Origin of the sequence: Tenacibaculum sp. (assembly GCF_048269885.1) — a bacterium.
Classification (GTDB): Bacteria; Bacteroidota; Bacteroidia; order Flavobacteriales; family Flavobacteriaceae; genus Polaribacter.
Genome location: NZ_JBLWTZ010000009.1, coordinates 38969 through 62056 on the forward strand (window position 1 = coordinate 38969; position 23088 = coordinate 62056).

Genomic DNA, 23088 nt, shown 5'->3' on the forward strand with positions numbered 1-23088 from the left:
ACCAAAAAGGTATCTTTATCGTTAGATAATTATCTATGAAGTATATCGTAAGTTTTTTAGTGTTTTTTCTGTCGTTTAGTGTTTTTTGTCAGAAAGATTCTTTGCAGTTAGGAGATAAGTATTGGGAAGATCAATTGTATATTGATATTACCTATAACTTATTACAAGACCAGCCAGAAGGAGTAGGTAGAACGAGCTTTTCTTACGGACTTGGAGCAGGTTATATGAAAGACATACCCTTTAACAGGAAAGGAAGAACCGCTATTGCCATTGGTTTAGGCTATAGTTATGACTCTTTTAGCCATGAATTAAAAGTATTAGAAGGAGATGTAAAAGAGTACGAAACAGACCCTGCTATATCATCAAATAAAATAAAACTTCACAATTTAGAAGTGCCTATTCAGTTTAGATGGCGCTCTTCAGATGCAAATACCTATTCTTTTTGGCGTTTTTACGCAGGATTGAAAGTTTCTTATAATTTGAGTAATACTTTTAGGTATGATTCTCCCACGGGGCAAGTTAGTTTTTCAGCTGTTGAAAAGTACAATAAATGGCAAACAGGAGTAACTTTATCTGCGGGTTACGGCACATTTAATTTCCATGTATATTACGGATTATCACCAATGTTTAAGGATGTAACTTTAAATGGAAAATCAATAGACAGCAAAATAGTTAAACTGGGGCTAAGTTTTTATTTATTATAATATATAATACGCTATAAAAGGGCTACATAAGCCAATAAAAAAGCCTAAGTATACTTCTCTTACATTGTGGGCTTTTAAATACAGTCTAGAGCTAGCAAGAAGACCAGCTAATAAAATAAAAGTTATAATAACAGGAAGTACATAAACAGTTTGTATTTGTTGGAATAACAAGAAATAGCCAACAGCGACTCCCATAGATAGCAAATGAAGGCTTCCTTTGATATTAAAGGGAAATAGTAAATATATTAAGCCTAAACCAAATACAGTTCCGTAAAACAGGTAACAGATATCTTTTACAATACTCATGCTGGCAAACATTTTTCCTAAAATTAAAAATAAAGTCATCATAAAAAAAATAGGAAACTTCCTTTCACGGATACTGTGTACTCGAAAAGATTTTATATAACCAAGAGATTTTAAAAAAACTAACAATAACATTGGTATAAAGTAGGTAGCTACAAAAACTATTGCCAATATTGTGTATTGCTGTTGTTTGTTTAAATTGATTGGCGATAACAAGAAATACAAAATAATCCCTATAGTTGGCATTACAATAGGGTGGAGCACGGTTGATATGAATTTATGCCAATGCATTAAATTTCTTTACGTAATCTTGCGACAGGAATGTCTAATTGTTCACGATATTTAGCGACTGTTCTTCTGGCGATAGGGTACCCTTTTTCTTTTAAAATTTTAGATAACTTTTCGTCGGTAAGAGGTTTTCGCTTGTCTTCCTCTTTAATAACTGTTTCTAGGATTTTTTTAATTTCTCTAGTTGATACATCTTCTCCTTGGTCGTTTTTCATCGATTCAGAAAAGAATTCCTTAATCAACTTTGTACCATAAGGTGTAGAAACATATTTGCTGCTAGCAACACGAGAAACTGTTGATACATCCATACCAATTTCATCAGCAATATCTTTTAAAATCATAGGTTTTAACTTACGTTCATCCCCCGTTAAAAAATACTCTTCTTGACGATGCATAATCGCATTCATAGTTACCAAAAGGGTCTGTTGTCGTTGTTTTATAGCGTCAATAAACCATTTTGCAGCATCTAATTTTTGTTTTATAAACAGTACCGCATCTTTTTGTGATTTAGTTTTCTCTTTAGCATCTTGGTATCCTTTTAACATGTTGTTGTATTCTCTCGAAACATGCAATTCTGGAGCATTACGAGCATTTAACGTTAAGTCTAAGTTGCCATCAATAATTCTTATTGAAAAATCAGGAACTATTTGCTCTGCGATTTTATTATTTCCAGCGTAAGAACTTCCAGGTTTTGGATTTAACTTGCTTATTTCGCTAATAACCTCTTTTAATTGTTCTTCAGAAATACCGAATTTTTCTAGAAGCTTCTTGTAGTGTTTTTTTACAAAATGATCAAAAGCCTCTTCCAAAACTCTTATAGCTAGTGCCCTGTTTTCACTTTCAGATTTAGCTTTTAATTGAATAATTAAACACTCTTTTAAATTCAAAGCACCAACACCAGTAGGGTCTAACTTTTGAACAACATTTACCAAAACACCTTGTACCTTTTCCTCATCAGTAAAAACATTTTGGGTAAAAGCTAAGTCGTCAACCAAATCTATAATATCTCTACGGATATAACCGCTATCATCAATACTACCTACTAGAAATTCAGCAATAGCTCGTTCTTCTTCATCAATTCTAAAAGTATTTAATTGATTTTTTAAAGATTGATGAAAACTAGTACCAGCTGCATAAGGAACCTGTTTGTCTTCATCATCTGATGAATAGTTGTTGGTTTGTGTTTTATAACTAGGGTATTCATCATCGCTTAAATACTCATCAATGTTTATGTCTTCAGCATCTATTTTTTCATTGCCTGAATCGTCATAATCAACATCATTGGCTAAACTATCCTCAAAATTTTCAGGCTCGTCTTTACCAGTATCTAATGCGGGATTCTCTTCAATTTCTTGTTTCAAACGTTCTTCAAAAGCTTGCGTAGGCAACTGAATTAACTTCATCAACTGTATTTGTTGTGGAGATAATTTTTGAAGTAATTTTTGATGTAAACTTTGTTTTAGCATATATACAAAGATATGAAATAGGACAAAAAAAATCGCCATTCGTAAAGGAATGACGATTGATATTTATAAGTTTTATGTTTTTTTTAAAACTCAGCGTTTTGTGGTGTTCTTGGAAAAGGAATTACATCGCGAATATTACTCATTCCAGTAGCGAATAAAACTAAACGTTCAAAACCTAAACCAAAGCCAGAATGAACAGCTGTACCAAACTTACGAGTATCCAAATACCACCATAACTCTTCTTCAGGGATATTTAGTTCAGCCATTTTTTCCTTTAAAACCTCTAAGCGTTCTTCTCTTTCAGAGCCTCCTACCATTTCTCCAATTCCAGGGAATAACACATCCATAGCACGTACGGTTTTACCGTCTTCATTCAAACGCATGTAAAACGCTTTTATATTTGCTGGATAATCAAATAAAATTACAGGGCATTTAAAGTGCTTTTCTACTAAATAACGTTCGTGTTCAGATTGTAAATCAACCCCCCATTCGTTAACAGGAAACTGAAATTTCTTCTTCTTATTAGGCTTCGAGTTTCTTAAAATGTCAATAGCTTCTGTGTAGCTTACTCGTTTGAAGTTATTGTCTACAACAAATCGTAATTTTTCTAGTAGGCCCATTTCACTACGTTGTGCTTGAGGTTTGGTTTTTTCCTCTTGTGCTAAGCGATTGTCTAAGAAAGCTAAATCGTCTTTACAATTCTCTAATACATAGTGTAATACGTATTTAATAAAGTCTTCAGAAAGATCCATGTTCGCATCTAAATCGTTAAAAGCTACCTCAGGTTCAATCATCCAAAATTCGGCTAAATGACGCGTTGTATTTGAATTTTCAGCTCTAAAAGTAGGACCAAAGGTATAAATTTTACCTAAGGCCATGGCATAGGTTTCACCTTCTAACTGACCAGAAACGGTTAAGTTGGTTTCTTTTCCAAAGAAATCTTTAGAATAATCAATTTCACCTTCTTCGTTTACAGGAGCTTTGTTTGCTTCAAACTGAGTTACTTTAAACATTTCACCAGCACCTTCAGCATCAGAACCTGTAATAATTGGGGTATTTACATAGTAAAACCCATTTTGCTGAAAATATTGGTGTACAGCAAATGATAATGCTGAACGCAAACGCATTACAGCACTAAAAGTATTCGTTCTTACGCGTAAATGTGCATTTTCACGTAGAAACTCTAAACTATGTTTTTTAGGCTGAATTGGATACTCATCAGGATTAGAATCTCCTAAGATTTCTATACTTGTTACTTGAACTTCTACTGTTTGTCCTTTACCTTGACTTTCAACTAAAGTACCTTGAATGCTTACCGCAGCTCCAGTATTTATTCTTTTTAATAAAGTTTCGTCGGTATTTTCAAAATCTACAACACACTGAATATTATTAATAGTAGAACCGTCATTTAGAGCAATAAAACGATTGCTTCTAAAAGTTCTTACCCATCCTTTTACGTGTACTTCTTGTAAAAATTTGTCAGATTGTAATAAATCTTTAACGCTACTTCTTTTCATGTCTTTATATCTTCAATAAAATCAAGCAAAGATACTTTTTTGCTGTTAATAAGCAATAAAGAGAACCAAGAATAAAGAGCTAACTTTTACCAGTTAAGCTCGATAGAAAAAAGAAGTGCTTTTAAGTGCTTATAGCTCCTCTAGAGCATTGGTAATTAAGTTCAAATTATTTGTCTTCTTTTGGGGGTAATATTTTAAACTTAGTTTCTTTTAAAACGTTCTTATTTGCGATTCTTTTCTCAAAAGAAAGTAGTAGAGAAGGTAACAATAGTAAGTTTGAAACCATAGCCAATAATAATGTAATTGAAACTAAACCTCCTAATGCGATGGTGCCTCCAAAACTTGAAACGGTAAACACTAAAAATCCAAAGAAAAGCACAATTGAGGTGTAGAACATGCTGACTCCAGTTTCTCTTAAAGCTGAGTAAACAGCAGGTTTTATTTTCCAGTTATTGGCTAATAATTCTTGTCTGTATTTTGCCAAAAAGTGAATAGTGTCATCTACTGAAATACCAAAGGCTATACTAAAAACTAATATGGTAGAGGGTTTTATAGGGATGTCAAAGAAGCCCATTAATCCACCAGTAATGAGTAGTGGTAGCATGTTAGGAATTAGTGAAATTAAAATCATTTGAGGTGAACGGAACATCCACGCCATAAAAATTGAGATTAATAGGATGGCCAATGATAATGAAATAACCAAGTTTTTTATTAGGTAGTTGGTACCTTTTAAAAAGACTAAGGCTTTACCTGTTAATGAAACGTCAAAATTTTCACTAGGAAACTGTTTGTTAATAACGGCTTGTAATCGCTCTTGGATAACATCCATTTTATCGGTTCCTATATCTTTCATAAAGGTAGTGATACGTGCATAACGTCCAGTACTATCAACAAAGTTCTTTAACATTCCAGAATTGCTATCAGAATTTTTTGTATAAGAGAAAATATAACTTTTCTCCTGACTTGTTGGAAGTTGATAGTATTTAGGATTTCCGTTATAATAGGCTTGTTTAGAGTATTTAACAAGGTTTGTGACAGAAATAGGCTTGGATAATTCAGGAAAAGTTTCAATAGTTTCGTTAAGTTTTTCCATCTTTTTTAAAGTAGAAAGCTTCATAACACCTTTTTCTTTTTTGGTGTCTATTAAAATTTCCAGAGGCATGATTCCTCCAAACTCATGCTCAAAAAACTTAATGTCTTTATAAAATTGTTTCCCTTTTGGCATGTCTTCAATCAAACTGCCTGATACACGAATCATATATAACCCAATCATACTAAAAATGATTATGGAAACTGTGGTAATGTAAATAGCAATTCGTTGTTTTTTTACCATGCGTTCCATCCAAGAAACAACATTTCCCATCCATTTTTTTTCCAAATGGTTTAAGTGTTTTTTCTCAGGAAGCGGCATAAAACTATATATAATCGGAATAATTAATAGCGCAAGAACAAAGATACTAATGATGTTTACAGAGGCCAAAACACCAAACTCTCGCATTAGTCTACTTTTAACAAATATAAAAGTAGCAAAACCAGAAGCGGTAGTAATGTTGGTCATTAAAGTGGCATTTCCAACTTTTGAAATTACCCGTTGTAATGATTTTGCTTGGTTTCCGTGTTTTTTTACTTCTTGTTGATACTTATTAATTAGAAAAACCGCATTAGGTACACCAATTACAATGATTAAAGGTGGAATTAAAGCTGATAATACCGTAATTTCATAACGGAATAAGCCCATAAAACCAAAAGCCCAAGTAACTCCGATACTTACTACTAGTAAGGTAATAAAAGTTGCTCTGAACGAACGAAAAAAGAAGAAAAAGATGATGGCAGTTATTAATAGTGCTCCAATAACAAAAATTCCCATCTCATCAGTAATATTCTGAGAGTTTAAGGTCCTAATGTATGGCATACCAGAAACACGAACGTCTATTTGATGGTCTTTTTCAAAAGAGTTTATGGTTGGAATTAACACATCAAAAACAAAATCCTTACGAATAGGTGTGTTTACGATGTCTTTATTTAAATAAATGGCTGTTTGTAAAGTACCTTTATCGTTGTATAATAGGTTGTTGTAAAACGGGAGTTTTTCAAAAAGTTGCTTTTTAATATTTTTGATTTCTGCATCGGTTGAAGGTGCTTCTTCAAAAAGTGGTTCAACAACAAATTTTCGTTGCTTTCTGTCGGCTTTTAATTGTTGAACATCAGCAACAGAAACGGTAAAGTCTACCTGCGGTAAACTGTCTAAATCTTTAACAAGTTTGTTCCATGCATTAAATTTAGTAGGGGTAAATATTGTAGAATCTTTTACACCTAAGATAATGAGGTTTCCCTCTTCACCAAAAATTTCTAAGAACTTATTGTATTCAATGTTAACCTCATGGTCGGTAGGAAGTAAATTCGCTTCTGTGTAGGAGAAGCGCATATATTTCATCTGAGTGACTAAAAGCCCTGTAATTATAGCAATAGTAATTAAAACTAAGTAACGATTTCGCAATAAGAACCCTGCGATTTTAGTCCAAAAAGTCATCCAAAAAAAATTTCAGCAAAGTTATGTTAAATGAATTAATTAAACGAAAAAAAGAGCGTCATATGACGCTCTTTTTTAACGATTTCTTAAAAGAAGTTATACTGTCATAATTTCTTTTTCTTTAACAGCGAGCTTTTCATCAATTACTTTTACATAATTGTCAGTTAATTTCTGAACATCTGCCTCAGCATTTTTCTTCATATCGTCAGAAATTTCTACCTTTTTAATTTCGTTATTTGCATCTTTTCGAGCATTACGAACACCTACTTTAGCGTGTTCAGCTTCGGCTTTAGCTTGTTTCGCTAATCCTATACGACGTTCTTCTGTTAACGGAGGCACATTAATAATAATGTTTTCCCCATTGTTCATTGGATTGAATCCAATGTTTGCAAGCATGATAGCCTTCTCAATTTCTTGTAACATATTTTTTTCCCAAGGTTGAACAGATATCGTTCTAGCATCAGGAGTGTTTACGTTTGCAACTTGTGATAATGGCGTTTGAGAACCGTAGTAATCTACCATAATTGTGCTTAACATAGCAGGAGTAGCCCTACCAGCTCTAATTCCTGCCAATTCTTTTTCTAAGTGGCTAATGGCTTTATCCATAGCCTCTTTTGTCGAATCTAAAATAAAATCAATCTCTTCGTTCATTTTGTTCGTATTTAAAACCTCAAATAAGTTGAGGGTAACTTTTCGGTTTATTCGTTATCAACTATTGTTCCAATGTTTTCTCCAGAAACAAGCTTTAAAAGATTTCCTTGCTTGTTCATGTCAAAAACAATAATTGGTAATTTGTTTTCTTCGCTCAAGGTAAAGGCTGTCATATCCATTACTTTCAGTCCTTTTTCAATAACGTCTTTAAAAGTAATGTTTTCATATTTAACAGCATCTTTATCTTTTTCAGGGTCAGCTGTATAAATACCATCAACACGGGTACCTTTCAAAATAGCATCTGCATTAATTTCAATAGCTCTTAATACAGCTGCTGTATCGGTTGTAAAATACGGATTTCCTGTTCCTCCACCAAAAATTACTACGCGTCCTTTTTCTAAGTGACGATTAGCACGACGTTTTATATATGGTTCTGCAATTTCTTTAATTTCAATTGCAGTTTGTAAACGCGTGTGAATTCCTTGATCTTCTAAGGCACTTTGTAAAGCCAATCCATTAATACAAGTAGCTAACATTCCCATATGGTCGCCTTGTACGCGGTCCATACCTTGGCTAGCCCCTGCAACTCCTCTAAAAATATTTCCACCACCAATTACAATGGCTACTTCTATTCCTTTATCTATAACTTGTTTTATCTCTTGGGCATACTCTTTAAGTCTGTTTGGGTCAATTCCATATTGACGTTCACCCATTAGTGCCTCACCACTTAATTTTAAAAGAATTCTTTTGTATTGCATTTGTTTTGTTGAAAGTTGTGCAAAATTAATGAAATTTTTAAGAAGTGATTTAAACTTTTTTTGAAAACCTGAATTATTAAAGAATTAAACAAAAAGAGGTTGCCTTTACTTTTTAGACAACCTCTTCTTACATTTAGAAATTTTTATTTTTATTCTTTGATTATTTTTTCTGAAAACACTTCTCCTTCAATAGAGACTTTTACTATATAAGTCCCTGATTTTTTTCTAGAAATATCTATTTCTGTCGGGTTTTCTTTAAAAATAGTTCCTTTATAAATTAGATTTCCTGATAAATCTATCACCTCTAAGACTCCTTCTTTTTCATTATTTGTCATAGAAACGTTAAAGATGCCTTGATTTGGGTTGGGGGCAATTACCATTTCTTTCTTGGTTTCACAATCATACCAGAATAAAATATATTCATCATCCCAATTTGGACCTACAGCAAATTGTATCATATAAAATGTTTGATTATCAAATACCAAATTAAATGGAGGTTGTGTCAAATCTATATTATTAGGAGCTTGTCCTTGAATCCAATCAGCAAAAATAGGACTGTTTGTATTACTCCAAGAAGCTGGGTCAAATGGGGCAACAGAAATAAAATATCCATCTTCACAAGTACTCAATGAACCGTCAAGAGCCACTCTGCCACACATTGCTGGTATAGTCATAGGTCCGTATGGAGTATTTGGAACATTGTAATAATTAGTTATCCCTAACATGTTGACTACTGCTTGAGAACCAGTAATATCGCAGCAATAGTCTTCTTTGTATTCAAAATGAATATAATGATGGCATTCTGTTCCATCAGGAAAAGTAAATATAATTCCAAAAGAGTAAATACCTTCTTCAGTTACATGTAGGGTAGTATTGTTTTCATTGGGTATTGTTTGGTTATTTAAATCCCAAAAAATGGTATTGACGGTTATATTATTAGGAAGATTTTCTACACGTAGTTCTTTGGTTTTACAATCCATTACCAATTTTAAATCATCAGGACAACAGTATTTTTTATTAATATGGATAGTATCAGACACTGATCTACAACCTTCTACAGATACTTTGACAGTAACTTCTCCTTCAGTAATTGAAGTCATTAAGGTTTCTCCTCCTTGTTGAATAACTTGACCGTTATGAAACCAAGTAATGGTATAATTTGAGCCGTCAAAACCCTGATTTAATATGTTAATATTACCAATGGGGTTTTGTCCACATTCTATAGTAATATCGTTTCCTAAATTGGGTTGAGGAATTTCATCCAATACGTTAATGGTATGGTTAGCTGTACACCCATTTTCATCGGTAACTATCAACGTGTGTATTCCTATTTGAGATGGTGTAAAACACATATTTTCTCCTTCTAGCACAGATGTTGGAAACGGAATGTTTTGTGTACTATACCATTGGTAAGAGTAAGTAGAACCACTAGGAGCTATGGGGCCGCATATTTCTTGGAAAGTACTACACATAATTATTTCATTATAAATGATTGTGTCCGTTTTCTCATATATACAAAAATTATCAAAAGCAACATAGCGACTACCATTTAAAACCGTACTACTTCTAGTTATGAATATATGATCGATTCCATTCGAAGGAAAGTTAACAGAATTGGTTGAAAATGTTAAAGTTTCTTGTTGTTTGATTCCATTTGTATTATTTGGTACGGATATAGTACCTAACAATACAGTATTGTTTAGACCGTATAGTTCTAAATTAGTAGGATTGTGTGACGATACAGGTGGACTTGTTATTGAGTTTGTTGGGTTATACACACCATAAACACCTACTTCTGAATCTCCCCATCCTGCCAGTGAAGCGATATCAAATGATAAATTATAGTCACCAGAGTTAGGATAAATTGTGATTGAAGTGTTATTGTCACCTAACTTTACAGACATTCCTTCCCTACCATTGGCGGTATGCCATACTCTATTATCAATCCAAAAAGATGCATAATTTCCATCTGCTGGATCTGGTAGGGAAAAGGAATTAGGTGCTTGATTCTGATCGTATAAATCAGCTTGACTTCCAATTATCCATATAGGACTCCAATATACTGCTAGATCAATATTATTTGACGTGTTAGTAGGAGGTGTTGAGGTTAATGCGAATTGCCCATTTTTAATTAAGTTACCATTTTGACAACAGTTAAGCTGACCATATAAATGAATACAAGTCGTAATGAAAATAATTGCTAAGAGTTGTTTTTTCATAATTCAAATTTTATAGTTTATGATTTAATTTTTTTTTAATTTTAAAAATTAAGCATAGGCTATACTTTTCTTTGTTTGGGGTAACTATTAAAAAGGTCGCCAATAAAAAACAGTTTGCTATAAAATTACTTTAGTATTACTAAAATTCTCTAGACAATCTAAATTTTCATGCCAAAACAGATCCCCTAAAGGATTTACCCTTATCAAATCCATATCTCCATCTTGGTCTAGATCTGTTAAATGAACTTTAGGTACTTTTGTTATATTTTGAGAATAAATATTTTGTAATCCACTAAATGAGGTTTGACCTCTTATGGGCAAAAACAATATAAATAATAAAAGTATTGTTAAAAGTTGTGAAAATTGAATGGGTTTAGTTTTCATACAGTTGTTTTTAATTTTTTAATTAGGTAAAGAGGAGAATTTTATTAAGGCAGCATGTATAGTTATTCTTTAATTATTTTTTCTGTAAACTTATTAGAGTCACTCTTAATATTTAGTATATAAACCCCCTTTTTCAATTGACTTAAATCCAATATTTGTTGTTTTGATTTTAAAGAAAGTTCTACTTTTTTTATTTTATTTCCTAGATGATCAAAAATGGAATAAGAAATAATATTTTCATCCTCTAATCGTATTGTAAGTTCATTTTTTACAGGGTTTGGGGAAATTGTTAGTTCATTAATATCGCTTGTATTATTTTCTTTTAGAGAAATTTTATTTTCAATTTTTTTATAAATAGGAATTGAAATACCTTCACCGTAATTAAAAACCATTAAGTATAAACCTTTTTCTACAGTATCTCCTTCACCTTGCGAAGGCACGTCAATAGGAGTTAAACTAATAGCTTTTAAATCACGTATAATTGGTTCCATAGGTTTACACGGATCCCCACCCCCAGGAGAATAAATATACCCAGGAGGGCACGGACTAGTAGTGGTAGGTTCACCATTACAATCATCTAACGAAATAGAGGTAGAATTTAATACCCAAACATAATGTGGAATACCATTTTCATCTATATAGCTAAGTTCTGAATTATAATCCATAAGATATAAAACACAATCTAGGATATTTGTGGATGTACTTGCATATATTCCAAATGGATTATCAACACCTCCTCCAGACTCATTTTGGGAATATTGTTGACCGTTACACGTTAGTGGTGATGAAAGGGAAGCGTGAGCATTCATTCTGTTTAATGCAGCTATAAATGACAAGTCACAACCTTCTCCTGCATAGCCATTAATTTGGTTAGTGAGAACATTTAAATCATTTTTCCATGGTCCCATTCCTAAGGCTACTTTATACATTCCGTTGTCAAAAAAATAGGTTTGTGGAGATTCTCCTTGAGAATAAGAATGATATTGATCAATAAGAGCGCTGCTAAGATTATTAGCACTAACCTCTATATAGTATGGTACTTGTATGCCTTCTTCTTCATCAAAATAATCCCAAGCCTTTCTTAATTTTAATTTATAGGAATTATTATTAACATTTTCTATTATTTCCATACCATAAGCATAGTTGTCACCACCAGATGTTTTTACACAAGTGGGTCTATTGCAATTGTTATAAATCCATACTGGGTCACCATTTATAGGCATAGCATCTATATTAAGAATAGTTGTATTTGTTTTAGATATACCTAATATTTTGTATGAATATGCCCAATTATTATAAATATCTTTTCCTATTTTAATATAATTTTCACCACTACCAGTTTTATATGTTTTAATGATTTCCTTATCTAGGATTACATTTATAATCCAATAATCAACACGGCTATTTTTGTGCATTACCAAATACCCGTTACTTTCTTGAGGAACAGTTCGAATAAATTCAGATTTTTGTAAGGCAGATTTAGCTCCAAGATTACGTTCTATTTGTGAATTCATTGATACAAAGGTCAATATACTTAGGGTTAAGATTATTTTATTTCTCATAATTAAAATTTTTTGATTGTTATTGTGCCAAATCTATTTTAATCATAAAAAATGAACCTTGATTTTATAAGGTTTTGTTACCGATAGGTATTAAAATAGTTACCAACGAAAACGGGGTTGGTACGAATACTAGCTATTTTAGGTACGAACTATTCGCGCTTAAAAATGAATATTTTGTAAGTTTTTAAGGTAGCTTTGACTTACAGGAAGTTGTAGGTCATCAATTTTTAGTTTGTCTTTAGATTTAGAAGTAATTTTATCTATTCGAACTATATACGAACGGTGGATGCGTATATATTCAAGCTTGTCGGGAATATGGCTCAGGAATTTTCCAATATTCATACCAACCGTATGTGTTTTACTTTTTGTAAAAACATCAATATAGTTCCCTGAAGATTTTATATACAGTATATCTTGCGATTTAATGCGTACTTCATTGCCGTTTTCTTTAAAAGAAAAATAGATGTCTTCTTTTCTTTTTAAATATTTTAAGAATACTCGTAACAATTCTCTTACAATGTCTTTATTATAGGTAAGCACTCGTATTCTAAAGAATACATAAATCAGAAAAAAAATACCCAAAGCACAAATCATCTTAAACCAGCCTGTTTTCCATAATGGAGGAAGAATGGTGAAAGAAAATGTAACTGTTTTTTCTGAACAGTTTTTATTGTTAAAACACATTTTAATTTCGAAAGTATAGTGGTTAGGAGGGAGTGAAGAAAAGTGAATTTTTCTGTCTTTGGTAGCAGTCCAAAACTCTTGATTGTTTAACCTGTATTGATAATGTAAATCTCCCTTATTTGCAAAAGAAATACCTTCCACAATAAAATCAATTTCATTATCCTTGTAAGATAATGTGGCATTGTCTTTAATGCTGTCTTTCGGATTGTTATTTGTGTATGCTTTTTTTAGTTTAAAATAAGTGTTGTTAATTTTTTGGGGTGTGAGTTGGTTTTTTGAAAAAAAACATAATCCCTGTTTGGTTCCTGCCCAAACGGTATCGTTTATAATCTCAATATCTTCAATTTCATTACTCAATAACCCTCTTTTTTTATCAATTCCATTAACTTGATAATGATTTTTACTAAAAATAATTCTATTTAAACCTTTGTTTGTACACAGCCATATGGTAGAGTCATTTTCAATAGATATTTCATTAATAATATTACTATATAATCCGTTTTTTTCGGTGATATTGTATGTGTGATTACCGTCACTAATAACCAAGCCTGCATTTTGAGTAGCAATATATAAGGTCTTTTTATTTTTACTGACATCTACATCGTCACTTCTAAAATTAAAAAGCTCCGATTTTTTTGATAAAGGAGTAATTTCACCGTTATTGAATTTAAAAATACCTAAAGGGGTACCAAGAATAGTGTCTTTGTTCCACAAAGTTACATCATGCACTCTAAAAGGTAATTTGTTGTTTATGGCAATAAGTTTATTGTTTTTTATTACATGAAAGCATTTATGTCTAGAGACAAAAATAGTGCTATCAATGGGTTCGGATAGTTTTAAAATATGTCCTTTAAGCAATGTTTTTTGGTTAGAGATATTTACAAAACCTTTCGCATTATAAAGATAAGTTTCATTAGATACAGAATCGTGTTCAACTAATGCACGCCGGAAGCCTCTCGATGCATCTAGTGTTATAGAGTTTCTATTTTTTAATAATTTTAGAATGTCACCATTATTGTATCCAACCAAAAGCTCTTTATTTTTTGTTTTTGCAAGGTTATTCACATGGATGTTGGTTTGGTCGGCAATATTATAGATGTTTACGGATGGATTTTTAACGTAGTATATCCCAGAATTTAAGGTTGTAAACCAGAAACCTCCCTCGTGATCTATTAATAAGTCGGTTACAGATTTTCCTTTTAAAAATGATTTTAAAATACGACCTTTCTTATTTATGATTTTCCCTCCTCCAAACTCATAACCAATAAAAAAATGTTCACTGTCAATAACTTTTAGAGCTATTGGAGAGTACTTATCTTTTATGAATATCTTGTTTTTATTTACAATAGATACTAGGCTGTCATTTATAAAAACACCGGTCTTTTGAGGTGTTAACCAATCAGCCATGATACGAGCATGGATGTACTTCGCAGATATCCTTTTTTGTATGTTGCTAGTGTCATTTGTTGTGAAAAAAAAAGAGGTAGCTGCAAAATGCGGAGATTTATCAAGTACGATTCTTTTTTTAGAAGAGAACTTTGTAATAAAATAGTCTTCGGAGGCATAATTATTTTTGATCTTGCCTTCTGGATCTATAATTAATTCGCCATTTATGTAGTGACCACCTATGTGTAAATTATTCGCCGCATCGATATAAACACTTTTTATTACACTGTCAAAGAATAAGTTTTGGGCGAGTATATTGTTGTACTTATAGGGTGTAAACCCTTTAAATAGTTCATCAAAATAAAAAAGAGATTTGTTATGATAAGAATAACACCATATTTGTCCATTTTTTTGTGGATAAAAGCGAAGCACTACGTTGCCTGTTAAACCGTCATTAGTGTCAAAGTTTTCAAATTCGTAACCATTATATTTAGATATCCCTTTGTCTGTAGCAAACCAAATATACCCTTCTTTACTTTGGTAAGCGTCGTATACTTGAGAGCTTGGTAACCCTTCATCTACCCCTAATTTTTCATAAATAAATTCTTGAGCAAGGCAAACGGTGCTAATTAATGTAATTAATGAAAATATGAAGGTGTTTTTATAGCTGAGCATTAGGGAGGTAAAATAAGGTGTTCTTGGAAGGGTTATGAGGTGTTTTTCTGATGAAGTTTTATGACTAAACTTTAGGAAAGTTCCAATTTCTATAGAATAGATTTGAGAGCAGGTATCATAATGTGTTTCGATTTCATTTCAATTGTTTTAGGGGGCGTTTTTTTTAGCCACTTAAATGTATAAATTATTGATATATAATAGAAATAAATTTCAATTATTATGAAAAGTGTGGAGTGGATTTACCTATGAGTTTATAGGTATATAGGAAAAAGCCTTGTTAAATATGGATATTACAGTTGGCTAATTGGGGATGAGGAGTATAAGAAAATGCTTTTATTTGTAGCTTTTGAATAAAAAGCGATTGTTTAATTTTTATTTGATATAGCATAGGAGCAAGTGAATGGAAAGTAAAATAATAAAGGGTCTTCCAAAAAAAAACCATCCAAAAAATGGATGGTTTTATATAATATAATTGTTGAGAATTATCCTAAAGTAACTCTTACGAAGTTTTTAACTTCAACGTCACCATAAGAAGAAACATATTCAGCAACTGTTTTCTTTTCGTCTTTAATAAACTTTTGATCTAATAAACATTGTTCTTGATCTAAAGTTGTATTGTCAGAGATAAATCTTTCCATTTTACCTGGTAAGATTTTGTCCCAGATTTGTTCTGGTTTACCTTCAGCTTTTAATTGCTCTTTAGCTTCCTCTTCAGCTTTAGCTATAGCTTCCTCAGTTAACTGTAAACGAGAAACGAATTGAGGAACATTTTTTAAAGTTTTACCTAAACGTACTAACTCTTCGTTGTCTTTTTTAATCGCAGCGATTCTAGCTTCAGTTTCAGAAGCTACAAATGCAGGATCAAAATCTTTGTAAGATAAAGTAGTTGCTCCCATTGAAGCAGCTTGCATCGCTAAGTCTTTAGTTAACTCAGCAGCGTTATCTACAGCAGCAGTTAAACCTACCATTGCAGCAATTTTACCAACGTGAGTATAAGCTCCTACGTATGGTGCTTCAATTCTTTCGAAAGCAGTGATATCGATTTTCTCACCGATAACTCCTGTTTGCTCGATTAATTTTTCAGCAACAGTTACACCACCAAAATCAGCAGCTAAGAACTCTTCTTTTGTTTTGTGGTTAAAAGCGATGTCAACAAATTCTTGCGCTAAAGCTTTGAATGAATCGTTTTTAGCTACAAAATCTGTTTCACATGCTAATACGATAGCAACACCATATGTGTTGTCATCGCTAATTTTAGTGATTGCTACACCTTCAGTAGACTCACGATCTGCTCTTTTAGCAGCAATCTTTTGTCCTTTTTTACGTAAAATTTCAATAGCTTTATCAAAATCACCTTCAGCCTCTACTAATGCTTTTTTACAATCCATCATACCAGCTCCGGTAGTTTCTCTTAATTTTTTTACGTCTGCAGCGCTAATTTTTACTGACATTTCTATCGTTATTTTTTAGTTGTAAATATATTGTTGTACAAAGTTGTAAAAATTTAAAGGTTTCAATGTAATGAAACCTTTAAATTAAAAATTATTTTGCTTCTTCTTTTGCTGGAGCATCAGCTGTTTTTTCAGCTTTAGCTTTTTCCTTATCAGCTTTTCTTTCAGTTAAGCCTTCAGCAATTGCATCAGTTACATACGATAAAACTTTATCGATAGATTTAGAAGCATCATCATTTGCAGGAATTACAAAATCGATTGGTCTTGGATCTGAGTTTGTATCAACCATTGCAAAGATTGGAATGTTTAATTTTTGTGCTTCAGCAACAGCAATGTGTTCTTTCTTTACATCAATTACAAATAAAGCTCCTGGTAAACGAGTCATATCAGAAATTGAACCTAAGTTCTTTTCTAATTTTTCACGTTGACGGTTAATTTGTAATTTTTCTCTTTTTGATAATGCATCAAAAGAACCATCAGTCTTCATTCTATCAATAGACGTCATTTTCTTAACGGCTTTACGGATAGTAACAAAGTTTGTTAACATACCACCTGGCCAACGCTCAGTAATGTAAGGCATGTTTACAGCTTTAGCCTTTTCAGCAACGATATCTTTCGCTTGCTTTTTGGTTGCAACGAATAAGATTTTACGTCCTGAGTTAGCTATTTTTTGTAACGCAGCAGAAGCTTCGTCAATTTTAGCTGAAGTTTTGTACAAATCGATGATGTGAACACCATTACGCTCTGTATAAATGTATGGAGCCATGTTAGGGTTCCACTTTCTAGTTAAGTGTCCAAAGTGAACACCACTTTCTAATAATTCTTGAATGTTTGCCATTTTAATAAATGTGTTTACGTTCTGTTTTCGCAATATCTCAGTAGTTATTAAGTCTGAAATATTTAGATACTAAACTGTTAAAAATTGATTTGTAAATAACAGTCTCGAAACATTTAAATACTGAAACAAGTTCAGTAACATATTAACGTTTAGAGAACTGGAATTTCTTACGTGCTTTCTTCTGACCGAATTTCTTACGTTCAACCATTCTTGGATCACGAGTTAATAATCCTTCTGGTTTTAATACCGCTTTGTTTTCTTCGTTAATAGCTACTAATGCTCTAGTAATTGCTAAACGAATAGCTTCAGCCTGACCAGTAACACCACCCCCGTATACGTTTACTTTTACATCGTAAGCCTCTAAGTTTTCAGTTAACATTAAAGGTTGTTGAACTTTGTATTGTAAAGTTGGTGTAGTGAAATAGTTTTTAAACTCTCTTTTGTTGATCGTGATGTTTCCACTTCCTTGAGAAACATAAACACGAGCAACAGCTGTTTTTCTTCTACCTATTTTGTGTACAGTTTCCATAATTATTTAAGATCGTTAAGGTTAATAGTTTTAGGTTTTTGAGCTTCTTGACCATGCTCTGTACCTGCGTAAACATATAAATTTTTGTATAACGCGCTACCTAAACGGTTTTTAGGTAACATACCTTTAACTGCTTTTTCGATTAATCTTGTAGGATCTTTTTCGAACATTTCTGTTGCAGTTAATGATCTTTGCCCTCCTGGGTAACCTGTGTGACGTACATAAGATTTGTCGCTCCACTTTTTACCTGTTAGGTTGATTTTTTCAGCGTTGATAATTACAACGTTGTCTCCACAATCTACGTGAGGAGTATAATTTGGCTTGTACTTACCTCTAATAAGTTTTGCAACCTTAGAAGCTAGACGACCCAATGTTTGCCCGTCCGCATCAACTAAAACCCACTCTTTGTTTACGGTAGCTTTATTAGCCGATACTGTTTTGTAACTTAATGTGTTCATAATTACACGATTAGTTTTTGTTTATTAATAATTTAATTTATCCTTTAAAAAGGTCTGCAAATGTACGATTAATTATTTGATTGACAAATAGGGGGTTAGTTTAATTTTTTTGTCTATGAATTGAGTCAAGTTCAAAGCATAAAAAAAGCGTGCTTTAAGCACGCTTTTTTTATGTGTATGTTGTAAAAAATTATTCTACCTTTTGGTCTAATAAATCAAAGAACTGATTTAATCTTGGTAAGATAATAATTTTTGTACGTCTGTTTTTAGCTTTGTTAGCAGGACTGTTATTTTCTACTAAAGGAATATAACTACTTCTACCAGCCGCAATTAGTCTTTGAGGCGCTACATTGTATTTTCCTTGTAATTCACGAACAATAGCAGTTGAACGTAAAACACTCAGTCCCCAGTTATCTTTCAAGGCAGATCCGGCAGCAACAGGAGTGTTATCGGTATGTCCTTCTACCATTACATCCATTTGAGGTTGTCCGTTAACTACAGTTGCAACTTTTTCTAACACTTTAGAAGCGTTTTCGTTAATTGTGTAGCTTCCACTTTTAAATAATAACTTATCAGAAATTGAAATAAATACCACTGTTTTTTCTACATTTACTTCAATGTCTTCGTCGTCAATACCTTCTTGCAATTCTCTTTTTAAATGAAAAGCAACCACTAAATTTAAAGAATCTTTTTTCGAAGCTGCTTCTCTAATTTTGTTAATATACTTATCCTTTTTGCTTAACTGAGCGAGTGTTTCTTTAATATTATCATTGGCACCCTGAGTTAACACAGTTAAGTTCTCAACTTGTTGCAAAGTATTTTCTTTATCTTTCTTTAATTCGGTTACTCTAGACTCTAAAGAAAATGCTTTGTCCTGACAGTTTTCTTTTTCAACCAAACATTTTGTTAAGTTAGCTTTTACAGCCAATAATTCTTCTTTTGTTTGTTCGTGTTTAGCTTTTATGGCTTCTAATTCTTTTGTTGAAGCACAAGATGCTAATAAAACTGAAGCAGTAAGGAATAAAAATAGTTTTCTCATTTTATTCTGATTTTTTTAGATGTATTTATTAATAGTTAAGCAAATTTATAAAAATGAAGACACAAAAAAGAGAATTAACAATCTTTTATGAAGTGTGAAAGCATTATTTTTGTGACTAAATTTTTAATGATGATTAAAAGAATAACGCTTTTAGTAGTTTTATTATTGTTAGCAACAGCTTGTAAAGAAGAAAAAAAACAGAACACAACTAAATTACAAGGAGCTGTTTTTGGTACTACGTATCACATAACTTATGTGAATAAAGTTGACCATCAAAAATCCATTGATAGTTTATTTAATTTGGTAAATAAATCATTGTCAACCTATAAGCCTACTTCAGATATTTCAAAAATTAATCAAGGAGATACTACAGTAGTAGTTGATGCGATGTTTGTAGAGGTTTTTGAAAAGGCTAAAAGAATTTATAAAGAAACGGATGGTTATTTTGATCCGACAATTGGGAGGCTAATAGATGCTTATGGATTTGGTTCAGGAAAAGAAAAGAAAGATTTGACTTCTGAAGAAATTGCAGCTTTGATGGAGAATGTAGGGTTTGATAAAGTGGTGTTAAAAAATAGAAAAGTTTATAGAGATAGTGAAAATATAGAGTTTAATGTAAACGCTTTTGCTAAGGGGTATGGCGTAGATGTTGTTGGAAGGTTTTTAGAGTCGGTAAATATTCATGATTATATAGTAGAAATAGGAGGAGAGATTAGGGCTAGAGGAACAAAAGATGGTAACTTATGGAAAGTAGCTATTGAAAAGCCAAATATTGATGGAACACGCTCTGTTCAAAAAATAATTGAGTTGGATAATGAGTCTATGGCTACTTCTGGGAATTATAGAAAGTACAAAGTAAATGCTGAAGGAAAAAAGATAGTACACACAGTAAATGCGAAAACAGGATTAGCAGAAGAGAGCAATTTGTTAAGTGTGTCGGTTCGGTTAAAAGGAGACTGTGCCGATGTAGATGCTTATGCAACAGCTTTTTTAGCAATGGGTTTAGAAAAAACAAAAGAGTTTCTAAAAAAACATCCAGCGCTTAAAGTGGTGTTGTTATATCATAATGAAGCTGGAGAACTAGCAGAATTTGTAAACTAATTTTTATAACATACAGGCAAAATTTCGCCTTTCATTAAAGCAAATCGTTCTAGTTTTTCTGGGGCGATTTTTTGTGTATAGTCTACTTCATCAACTTTAAATCCTACAGAACGTAGTTTATCAAAATAATCACGACCGTATACGCGTACATGGTCGTACTGACCAAATATTTTTGCGCGTTCTTTAGGGTCGGTAATAGCATCGTCTTCAAAAGTAATTTCTCTTGATAAATCTTGCGGAATTTGAAAAATACCAAATCCACCAACTTTCATTACTCGATACAATTCTTGCATCGCCTTTGTATCGTTAGGAATATGTTCTAATACATGATTACAAAACACTACATCAAAAGCGTTGTCTTCAAAAGGAAGATTGCAAATATCTGCTTTTACATCGGCAATCGGTGATTCTAAATCGGATGTTGTATACTCTAAATTTTGCTGTTTTCTAAAAAGAGCTAAAAAACATTGTTCAGGAGCGATATGTAATACTTTTAACTTTTTATCGGAAGTAAAGAAGTTGCTTTCCTGTTGTAAAAAAAGCCACAGTAAACGATGTCTTTCTAGTGAAAGGGTGGAAGGAGAAAGTGCATTTTTACGTTGAATTCCATATCCGTAAGGTAAAAATTTCTTGAATGATTTTCCGTCAATCGGATCTGTAAAGTTATCCCCTTTTAACCACCAGGTAATAATAGGACGAGCCCAATAACTGGCTTTGATTAATATAGGTCTTGGGATGGTGTTTAGTATCGTTTTGAAAATTCTCATATCCTAAAAACCCTTTTGAATTGATCTTGGTTTATGATGACAACTTTTGAGTAGAAATTAGAGTATTCTTTTTGTAGTTTTCTTTGAATGTTTCCGAAATGATTAACTTGAGAGGCATTTATTTTCTTTCTGTTAAAAACCAAGTAGAATTGAAAAAACTGACTAGGAAAACAAAGAGTTTCAACAACTTGCTCTTCTAATATAAAGTTCAAGAAACTCATTATAGATTCAGAGCATTTAAGCCTGATGTCGATTTCTTTTATTTTGTCCCCATTCTTAAATTCAACTAGAGATATTTTTTTAGTGTTAAATATGATTGTGTCAGAGGTTTTAATCTTGGTGTTTAATTCGTCAAAATCATAAGATTTTTTACTGGAGCTTATTAGTGAGCTTTTTGACTCTTTGTCAATAGATAATTCTGAATAGTTTTTTTGAGGAACATTTTCAGAAAAATATTTTTCAATATCACTATAAATCATTTCTAATATCCTGCAAAGTGTAATATGCTTCAGATATTGAATCTAAAACAATATTTAAATCATTATTGATGTTAATTATTCTTGAGCTTTTTCCTTTTTTGTCTTTTTGAGCAAAATAAAAATCAGTAGAGCCTTGATATTTATGTATTATAGAGTAAGCCTCTATAGCTTCTATAAAATAGGGGCTATGTGATGTTAAAACCATGGGAATAGCAAATTCTTTAGATAAACGAACTAAAATTTCAGCAAATTTAACTTGCCATGTAGGATGTAGGTGTACTTCAGGTTCATCAATGATTAATAGGGTGTCTATGTTTAGGTTGCCATTATCTATCAATAATTGAATTGCCCCAAATGTTTTTAAGCCTGTAGCGACATTGTCTAATGAAAAACTTTGTCCTTTTTTATTAAAAATTATCTCATTTTTATCATTATAACTAAACTTTCCTCCTATTATTTCTTCTATTATATTATTCAGATGTTTGATGTTTTTTGAGTTATCTGAAAAAATATCTTTAGAACCTGCTTTTTGATTAGTTTTTTGGTTTAAGTAATTTCGTTTATCTCTTAATAAATTAAAGCTAAGATTTTGACTTTTGTTTTTTAGAAATAATGGGGATTCAATAAAGATTACGTCTTTGTAAGGAAAGTTTAAGGGGTTTTTTTCCAAGAAAACCTTGTTTTCTTTAATTAAAAATAAACAAGTTTCAATGTTGGTTTTAATTTCAGTAAAAGGTTTTTCTTTAGAAAAAGCATTTGAAATATGATTTCCGAATTCTAAATTAAAGTATTCAGATAGTTCAAAGTTTAAAAACTGAGTTGAATTTAGGCTAATACTTTCACGTTCTTCTACTTCATTCAATATTTTTAATATGTTTTCCCTGAGAGAAATATTGGAATGATTTTTAAGTTTACTATTGATTACTCTTAAAGCTTCAATTATATTATCTTTATCATCTTCAATATAGAGAGAAAATAAATTTGTAAATTGATTTTCATTTATTTTATGGACTATTGAAGCATCACTTTTGTTTAGGTTTTTAGCACGGGATAAAAGGTTGTATACATCTTCAACTTTTTTCTTTATAAAGTTTAACTTAGATTCATTAAAGTTAGATTCATTATTATTGAGTGCTCTAATGATTGAATATAATACCTTACCTATAGTGCTTTTTCCAGAGTCATTTTCCCCAGTTATGAGAGTAATACCATCTATATTGATATCTGCTGAAGAAACTATTCCAATATTTTGAAGTTTTAACCTCATGTTTAATTACTAATTTAGCTTTTTTGTAAATA

At 31.8% G+C, this 23088-nt stretch carries 20 protein-coding genes; 2 read left to right on the plus strand and 18 right to left on the minus strand.

The window, feature by feature from the left end; genetic code table 11:
• The first annotated feature begins 35 nt into the window (after positions 1–35).
• On the plus strand, positions 36–704 hold the full coding sequence (locus ACN0WY_RS08495) for a porin family protein (protein ID WP_330489293.1): 669 nt from the start codon (positions 36–38) through the stop codon (positions 702–704).
• Here the strand turns inward: ACN0WY_RS08495 and ACN0WY_RS08500 are convergent.
• The 15 genes from ACN0WY_RS08500 to ACN0WY_RS08570 form a co-directional block, all read right to left on the minus strand.
• A complete protein-coding gene (locus ACN0WY_RS08500; RefSeq protein WP_330489292.1) occupies positions 699–1298 on the minus strand; it encodes a hypothetical protein in 600 nt (199 codons plus the stop codon). The two genes, ACN0WY_RS08495 and ACN0WY_RS08500, sit on opposite strands and share 6 nt — an antisense overlap.
• Positions 1298–2761 carry an RNA polymerase factor sigma-54 gene (gene rpoN / locus ACN0WY_RS08505; RefSeq protein WP_330489291.1) on the minus strand — a complete coding sequence of 488 codons (1464 nt, stop codon included), beginning with the start codon at positions 2759–2761 and terminating at the stop codon, positions 1298–1300. Before rpoN ends, ACN0WY_RS08500 begins: the two co-directional genes overlap by 1 nt.
• A gap of 83 nt (positions 2762–2844) precedes the next feature.
• Positions 2845–4278: an asparagine--tRNA ligase gene (gene asnS / locus ACN0WY_RS08510; RefSeq protein ID WP_417800081.1), complete on the minus strand. Its 1434-nt coding sequence runs from the start codon at positions 4276–4278 to the stop codon at positions 2845–2847.
• Positions 4279–4444: 166 nt separating this feature from the next.
• Complete coding sequence (locus tag ACN0WY_RS08515; protein WP_330489289.1) at positions 4445–6808, minus strand: efflux RND transporter permease subunit; 2364 nt, start codon at positions 6806–6808, stop codon at positions 4445–4447.
• Between the two features lie 96 nt (positions 6809–6904).
• Positions 6905–7459, minus strand: a complete 555-nt coding sequence (frr, locus tag ACN0WY_RS08520; protein ID WP_330489288.1) for a ribosome recycling factor — start codon at positions 7457–7459, stop codon at positions 6905–6907.
• Positions 7460–7506: 47 nt separating this feature from the next.
• Complete coding sequence (gene pyrH, locus ACN0WY_RS08525; protein ID WP_330489287.1) at positions 7507–8217, minus strand: UMP kinase; 711 nt, start codon at positions 8215–8217, stop codon at positions 7507–7509.
• 149 nt (positions 8218–8366) lie between these two features.
• A complete protein-coding gene (locus ACN0WY_RS08530; RefSeq protein ID WP_417800082.1) occupies positions 8367–10436 on the minus strand; it encodes a T9SS type A sorting domain-containing protein in 2070 nt (689 codons plus the stop codon).
• A 117-nt stretch (positions 10437–10553) separates the two neighbouring features.
• Positions 10554–10820, minus strand: a complete 267-nt coding sequence (locus tag ACN0WY_RS08535; RefSeq protein ID WP_417800083.1) for a hypothetical protein — start codon at positions 10818–10820, stop codon at positions 10554–10556.
• 62 nt (positions 10821–10882) lie between these two features.
• Complete coding sequence (locus tag ACN0WY_RS08540) at positions 10883–12382, minus strand: T9SS type A sorting domain-containing protein (protein ID WP_417800084.1); 1500 nt, start codon at positions 12380–12382, stop codon at positions 10883–10885.
• Positions 12383–12541: 159 nt separating this feature from the next.
• The gene (locus ACN0WY_RS08545) at positions 12542–15127 is read right to left on the minus strand and encodes a ligand-binding sensor domain-containing protein (protein WP_417800085.1); all 2586 of its coding nucleotides are present in this window, start codon (positions 15125–15127) and stop codon (positions 12542–12544) included.
• 482 nt (positions 15128–15609) lie between these two features.
• Positions 15610–16578, minus strand: a complete 969-nt coding sequence (gene tsf / locus ACN0WY_RS08550) for a translation elongation factor Ts (protein ID WP_330489283.1) — start codon at positions 16576–16578, stop codon at positions 15610–15612.
• Positions 16579–16669: 91 nt separating this feature from the next.
• On the minus strand, positions 16670–17416 hold the full coding sequence (rpsB, locus tag ACN0WY_RS08555) for a 30S ribosomal protein S2 (protein WP_330489282.1): 747 nt from the start codon (positions 17414–17416) through the stop codon (positions 16670–16672).
• A gap of 142 nt (positions 17417–17558) precedes the next feature.
• On the minus strand, positions 17559–17945 hold the full coding sequence (gene rpsI, locus ACN0WY_RS08560) for a 30S ribosomal protein S9 (protein ID WP_047790000.1): 387 nt from the start codon (positions 17943–17945) through the stop codon (positions 17559–17561).
• 2 nt (positions 17946–17947) lie between these two features.
• Complete coding sequence (gene rplM / locus ACN0WY_RS08565) at positions 17948–18403, minus strand: 50S ribosomal protein L13 (protein ID WP_330489281.1); 456 nt, start codon at positions 18401–18403, stop codon at positions 17948–17950.
• Between the two features lie 190 nt (positions 18404–18593).
• Complete coding sequence (locus ACN0WY_RS08570; RefSeq protein WP_330489280.1) at positions 18594–19442, minus strand: OmpA/MotB family protein; 849 nt, start codon at positions 19440–19442, stop codon at positions 18594–18596.
• A 129-nt stretch (positions 19443–19571) separates the two neighbouring features.
• Here ACN0WY_RS08570 and ACN0WY_RS08575 point away from each other — a divergent pair, with 129 nt between their 5' ends.
• Positions 19572–20543, plus strand: coding sequence for an FAD:protein FMN transferase (locus ACN0WY_RS08575; protein ID WP_417800086.1), 972 nt, complete (start codon positions 19572–19574; stop codon positions 20541–20543).
• Here ACN0WY_RS08575 and ACN0WY_RS08580 read toward each other — a convergent pair.
• The 3 genes from ACN0WY_RS08580 to ACN0WY_RS08590 are packed head-to-tail and all read right to left on the minus strand — an operon-like array spanning position 20540 to position 23056.
• On the minus strand, positions 20540–21310 hold the full coding sequence (locus ACN0WY_RS08580) for a class I SAM-dependent methyltransferase (protein ID WP_417800087.1): 771 nt from the start codon (positions 21308–21310) through the stop codon (positions 20540–20542). The two genes, ACN0WY_RS08575 and ACN0WY_RS08580, sit on opposite strands and share 4 nt — an antisense overlap.
• A complete protein-coding gene (locus ACN0WY_RS08585) occupies positions 21307–21789 on the minus strand; it encodes a hypothetical protein (protein WP_417800088.1) in 483 nt (160 codons plus the stop codon). The genes ACN0WY_RS08580 and ACN0WY_RS08585 overlap by 4 nt, the downstream gene beginning before the upstream one ends.
• Positions 21779–23056, minus strand: coding sequence for an AAA family ATPase (locus tag ACN0WY_RS08590; protein ID WP_417800089.1), 1278 nt, complete (start codon positions 23054–23056; stop codon positions 21779–21781). Before ACN0WY_RS08590 ends, ACN0WY_RS08585 begins: the two co-directional genes overlap by 11 nt.
• Positions 23057–23088: the final 32 nt, after the last annotated feature.